Source organism: Aldersonia kunmingensis (assembly GCF_001646865.1).
GTDB lineage: Bacteria > Actinomycetota > Actinomycetes > Mycobacteriales > Mycobacteriaceae > Aldersonia > Aldersonia kunmingensis.
Genome location: NZ_LRRB01000062.1, coordinates 1 through 4,946, shown reverse-complemented (window position 1 = coordinate 4,946; position 4,946 = coordinate 1). Strand labels below are relative to the sequence as shown.

Below are 4,946 nucleotides of genomic sequence, written 5' to 3'. Positions count from 1 at the left end.
GCCGAACACCTGCACCGCGTCGGTGGTGACCTTCATGGCCGCGTCGGTTGCGACGAGCTTGACGACGCTGGCATTGCGCGAGTAAGGCAGCCCGGCGTCACGGAGGCGCGCGACGTCGAGATAGGTCGCGCGGGCCGAGTCGACCGCGGCGGCCATCATATGAACCGAAGCGATCGGTCGGTAGGCCGGTGACATAGACCTCACTACGGTTGTAATGTCGCCGCCATGCAGTACCGACCAACGGCAGCAGAGTTGCTGTCCGCGCTGGCGACCTTGCTCGATGATGTCCTGTTGCCTGCCCTGCCGCCAGGCCTGCAGCATCAGGCCCGGGTGGGCGGCAACATCGCCCGCATCCTGGAGCGTGAACAGCTCCTCGGTCCGGCGGCAGTCGAGCACGAAAAGGAACTGCTCGCCGAGGCGATCGGGGTATCAGATCCAGCCGAACTGGCGCGGATGTTGCGCGAGGGCGTTGATTCGGATGTCGAGTCGGCTGCCTGGACGGCGCTGGTCGCGGTGGCCCGGGACGACCTTGCCGTGGCCAAGCCCGGATACGACGGTTGGGAGGGCCGGTGAGCGGGGCAGGAGCGGATCTCGCCGCCGGGATCGCGCGGTTCCTCAGCGAGACAAAGGGCCGCGACATCACCGTGGACAACATCGTCCCGGTGTCTGCTGGCGCGCGGCGCAGCAACGTGTTGCTCGACGCGCACGACGGTGACCGCACGATCCCGCTCGTCGCGACCATCACGCCGGCGGCGATCGAGCAGGCGCCCACCACCGCGGAGGCGGGGATCCGCGAGCTCGCTCGCGAGGCCGGCGTGCGCGTGCCGAAGATGCACGGTGTGTGCACCGATCCGTCGTACGTGGGCGGCTCGTTCATGCTCTCCGAGCGAATCGACGGGGAAACGGTGCCGCGCCGGGTGCTGCGCGCGGTGCATGAGCAGGGGATCGGCGAACTCGTGGCCGAGCAACTCGGCGAGTCGATGGCGAGGCTGCACTCGATCGATCCGGCCGACGCGCCCGACGAGCTGCCCGGCGATCCCGATGAGAACCCCGCCGAGGCGGAGCTGACCGCGATCGAAGAGCAAGTGAGCACGCTCCTTTCGGAGCGGCCGGTGTTCGCGCTCGCGTTGCGTTGGCTCGAGCGCAACCTCCCTTCCCGGCCTACGAAGCGCGCGGTGCTGCACAACGATATGCGCAACGGCAACCTCATCATCGGCCCCGACGGGCTACGCGCCGTGCTGGACTGGGAGGTGGCCCGCCGCTACGGCGACCCCATGCGCGACGTGGCCTATCCGTCCATGCGGATGTGGCGGTTTCGTGAAGACGCCAACGAGATCGGCGGATTCGCCGGCCGCGACGCGCTCATCCGTGGCTACGAGCGCGCGGGTGGCACTTTCGACGAGGACCGCTACGAGTGGTGGAAGGTGTTGTGCACCGTGTGGTGGGGTGCCGGCCTTGCGACCCAGGTGGCCGCACACCTCGATGGCACCGCCTCCAACATCGTGATGGCGGCGAGTGGCCGCCGCGTGCCCGAGATTGAGTGGGATCTGCTGATGTTGTTGCGGCCCAAGGGATTCTGATAGTCAACGTAAGGAGTGCAGGGATGGACTTCGAGCTGCCCGCCAAGCTGGTGGACTACCTCGCCGAGTTGGACGAGTTCATCGAGCGCGAGATTAAGCCGCTCGAGCAAACCGACGACAACATCCGGTTCTTCGATCACCGCCGTGAGGATGCCCGCACGGACTGGGAGAAGGGCGGCATTCCCACCCGCGAGTGGGAGGAACTGCTCGGCAAGGCGCGTCGGCTCGCCGACGAGGCCGGGCACTTCCGCTACCCGTTCCCCACCGAATACGGCGGCCGCAACGGAACCAACCTGGATATGGCGGTCATCCGGGAACACCTGGCGCGCAAGGGCCTCGGCCTGCACTGCGATCTGCAGAACGAGCACGCCGTGGTTGGCAACAATGTCGCGCTCATGCTGATGCTCGAGTACGGCACGGAGGAACAGAAGGCCGAGTGGGTCGACGACATCGCGGCCGGCAACAAGTTCTTCTCCTTCGGCATCACCGAGCCCGCACACGGCTCGGACGCGACGCATATGGAGACGTCGGCGGTCCGGGACGGCGACCACTGGATCATCAACGGCGAAAAGACCTGGAACACAGGTGTGCACGCCGCGTCGGCCGACCTGATCTTCGCCCGTACCTCGGGCAATCCCGGTGATGCGCGAGGCATTACGGCGTTCCTGGTCCCGATGGATGCTCCCGGCGTGAAGATCGAGGAGTACCTGTGGACGTTCAACATGCCGACCGACCACGCGCGCGTCTCGGTCACCAATGTGCGCGTGCCCGATGGCGCGATCTTCGGCGGCGAAGGCCGTGGCCTCGGCGTTGTGCAGCACTTCTTCAACGAGAACCGCATCCGCCAAGCGGCATCGAGTCTCGGTGCGGCCGAATACTGCATCGATGAGTCGATCGAATACGCCAAGACGCGTAAGCCGTTCGGCAAACCGCTCGCGGCGAACCAGGCGATTCAGTTCCAGCTCGTCGAGCTGAAGACGCAGTGCGAGATGCTGCGCACGCTGATCCAGAAGACCGCCTGGTACATGGACCGGGACGGCGCGTTCTCGCAGTCCGAGCGCGTGTCGATGTGCAACTACTGGTCCAACCGGCTGTGTTGTGAGGCCGCCGACCGGGCCATGCAGATTCACGGCGGGCTCGGCTACTCGCGCTACAAGGCCTTCGAGCACATCTACCGGCACCACCGGCGCTACCGAATCACCGAGGGAGCCGAGGAGATTCAGATGCGCCGGGTCGCCGGGTACATGTTCGACTTCATGCCGCAGCGCGCCCCGAAGGGTGTGTAGAGCGGTAACTCTGCACACCCTCCGGCACGTGCATTACATCGAGCGCTGGTAGTTGCGGAACGCGGAGACCGACCAGCCGAAGGCCAGCATCGCCAGCATGGCGAGCAGGCCGAGGCGTTCGGTCACCGCGCGCAACTCCGCGGTACCGGCCAGTCCGGTGCGGGCTACGTCGGTTGCCCACGACACCGGGTTGTAGCGCGAAACCGCCTGTGCCCAACCGGGCATCAGGTCGGGATTCATCATCGCAGTGGACAGAAACGTCGCCGGTAGCACGACCATCTGCGAGATGCCGATCAGCGCGACCTGGCTGCGCGCAATCAGTGCGACCGCGTTCGAGCAGGAGCAGAAGCTCGCCCCGAGCATCGTTCCCGCGATGACCGCGAGCAGCATGCCCGGCACGCCGCCCGGATAGTGGGCGCCGCTGAGCCAGCCGATGAACAGCACGATGGCCGATTGGGCGAGGCTCACCACGAGCAACTGCGCGAGCTGTCCGGCGAGCAGTGCGGTCCGGTGCACGGGTGCCGTAAGCACCTGGTTCATCACGCCGCTGTCCATGTCTTCGATATAGCCCGTGCCGGCCCACGCACCCCAGAACAGCACCGTCATCATCAGGATGCCCGGCACCAGGAACGTGATGTAGCTGTCGCTGCCGAAGCCCGGTATTGCTCCGATGGATTGGAATACCTGCCCGAACAACACGATCCACACGACCGGTTGCAGCAGGCCGATGAAGAATCCCCAGGACTCGCGGATGCTCCCGCGCATCCAGCGAATGAACACGAGCCATGCCGCTGCCGGCCAGCTCGCTGCTCGGTCCGATCCGGAAAGCCGCTGTGGGACTGCCGTGGTCGTGGCGCTCATGCCGCCCTACCTTTCTGGTGTGCCCCCGGTCGTCCGGAATGATCGGGGTGTGCAGGCGGGACGGGTATGGCTTTCATGCTTGCTGCCGTTGATGGCTCAGGTGGCTCGGCCGCCCGTCCCGCTCCCTTGTTCCGACCGCTGATTAGGCACTGCGGACCATCGCTATGTAGGGCGTTGCCGGCGGAGCGGGGACGCACCGCATGCACGCCGAAACGAGAGGGTTACATGGCAGTTGTCGTGGGGATCGACGTCGCCAAGGAGTTCCACTTCGTCGCAATCGTCGTTGCGGAAACCGGGAAAGTCCTTGCTTCGCAACGGGTCGACAACGACCCGGACAGTATCGACGGATTGATCAGCCGACTGCGCGACTTCGGTGCCGAACACGGCGCGGTCACCGCCGGGATCGACCTGATGGGCGGGATCGCGAGTCTTTTGACCGCGATGCTGGTCGACGCCGGTATTCGCCTGGTCCACGTTCCGGGCCTGGTGGTCAACCGCGCCCGCCGCGCCACCAAAGGCGGCGAAGCCAAGTCCGATCCGCGTGACGCCAGAACCATCGCCGACCAGCTGCGGGTGCGTGAGGACTGGCGCGAGGTCACTGCCGAAGACGCGACCACGCTGGACCTGCGCATCCTCGTCGGTCGCCGCCGTGACCTGGTGGTCGACCAAACCCGCCGCCTTGCGCGGCTGCGCGAGACCCTGACCAGCATTTTCCCGGGTTTGGAACGTGCGGTGGACGTCACCAACCTCGGCGATCTGCATCTGCTGGCTCGCTACGTGACTCCGACCGAGGTCCGCCGCGCAGGGCGTCGCCGCATCACCGAGCACCTCCTGCGCGCCGGTGTGCGCCGCTCGTATGCCGAACCGCTGGTCGACAAGGCGATAACCGCGGCCCAGGCCCAACGCACCGTCGTGCCCGGACAGGCTCGTATGGCCGAGTTCGCCCGCGAATTCGCCGCCGAGGCCGTCTCCGCCCGTCGGCGCATCGGTGAGCTCGAGTCTCAGATCAGCGAGGATCTCGACTGCCTCCCTGATGCGGCCCTCATCGCCAGCATGCCGGGGATGGGGGCCATCCTCACCGCCGAATTCCTCGCCGAGGCAGGCAATCTCGACCGGTTTGCGACTGCCGATCAGCTCGCCTCCGCTGCCGGGCTGGCGCCGGTGCTGCAACAGTCCGGCAAGATGCATTACCTGCGACGCGCTACCGCCGGCAGCAAAA

Annotated in this window: 5 protein-coding genes and 1 pseudogene; 4 read left to right on the top strand and 2 right to left on the bottom strand. The window is 66.4% G+C overall.

What is annotated here, in order from left to right; genetic code table 11:
- A pseudogene (locus tag A8G08_RS26535) lies at positions 1 to 156 on the bottom strand (acyl-CoA dehydrogenase family protein); the annotation flags it as partial.
- Between the two features lie 69 nt (positions 157 to 225).
- On the opposite strand from A8G08_RS26535, the gene A8G08_RS04545 reads away from it, so the two are divergent.
- The 3 genes from A8G08_RS04545 to A8G08_RS04535 are packed head-to-tail and all read left to right on the top strand — an operon-like array spanning position 226 to position 2,866.
- Positions 226 to 573, top strand: a complete 348-nt coding sequence (locus tag A8G08_RS04545; RefSeq protein ID WP_068270702.1) for a DUF6285 domain-containing protein — start codon at positions 226 to 228, stop codon at positions 571 to 573.
- Positions 570 to 1,580 (top strand): phosphotransferase family protein, encoded by a 1,011-nt coding sequence (locus tag A8G08_RS04540; RefSeq protein WP_068270700.1) that lies wholly within the window; start codon positions 570 to 572, stop codon positions 1,578 to 1,580. Before A8G08_RS04545 ends, A8G08_RS04540 begins: the two co-directional genes overlap by 4 nt.
- Before the next feature lie 23 nt (positions 1,581 to 1,603).
- The gene (locus A8G08_RS04535) at positions 1,604 to 2,866 is read left to right on the top strand and encodes an acyl-CoA dehydrogenase family protein (protein WP_068270698.1); all 1,263 of its coding nucleotides are present in this window, start codon (positions 1,604 to 1,606) and stop codon (positions 2,864 to 2,866) included.
- Positions 2,867 to 2,899: 33 nt separating this feature from the next.
- On the opposite strand, the gene A8G08_RS04530 is transcribed toward A8G08_RS04535, so the two are convergent.
- Positions 2,900 to 3,727 carry an ABC transporter permease gene (locus tag A8G08_RS04530; protein WP_068270695.1) on the bottom strand — a complete coding sequence of 276 codons (828 nt, stop codon included), beginning with the start codon at positions 3,725 to 3,727 and terminating at the stop codon, positions 2,900 to 2,902.
- Positions 3,728 to 3,952: 225 nt separating this feature from the next.
- Here A8G08_RS04530 and A8G08_RS04525 point away from each other — a divergent pair.
- Positions 3,953 to 4,946: IS110 family RNA-guided transposase (locus tag A8G08_RS04525; RefSeq protein ID WP_068270692.1), on the top strand; the 994-nt coding region annotated here is incomplete at its 3' end.

What these genes read in the sequence shown, in the direction of transcription:
- A8G08_RS04530 (WP_068270695.1), bottom strand. Translation starts at nt 3,727, where the DNA reads ATGAGCGCCACGACCACGGCAGTCCCACAGCGGCTTTCCGGATCGGAC.
- A8G08_RS04535 (WP_068270698.1), top strand. Translation starts at nt 1,604, where the DNA reads ATGGACTTCGAGCTGCCCGCCAAGCTGGTGGACTACCTCGCCGAGTTG.
- A8G08_RS04545 (WP_068270702.1), top strand. Translation starts at nt 226, where the DNA reads ATGCAGTACCGACCAACGGCAGCAGAGTTGCTGTCCGCGCTGGCGACC.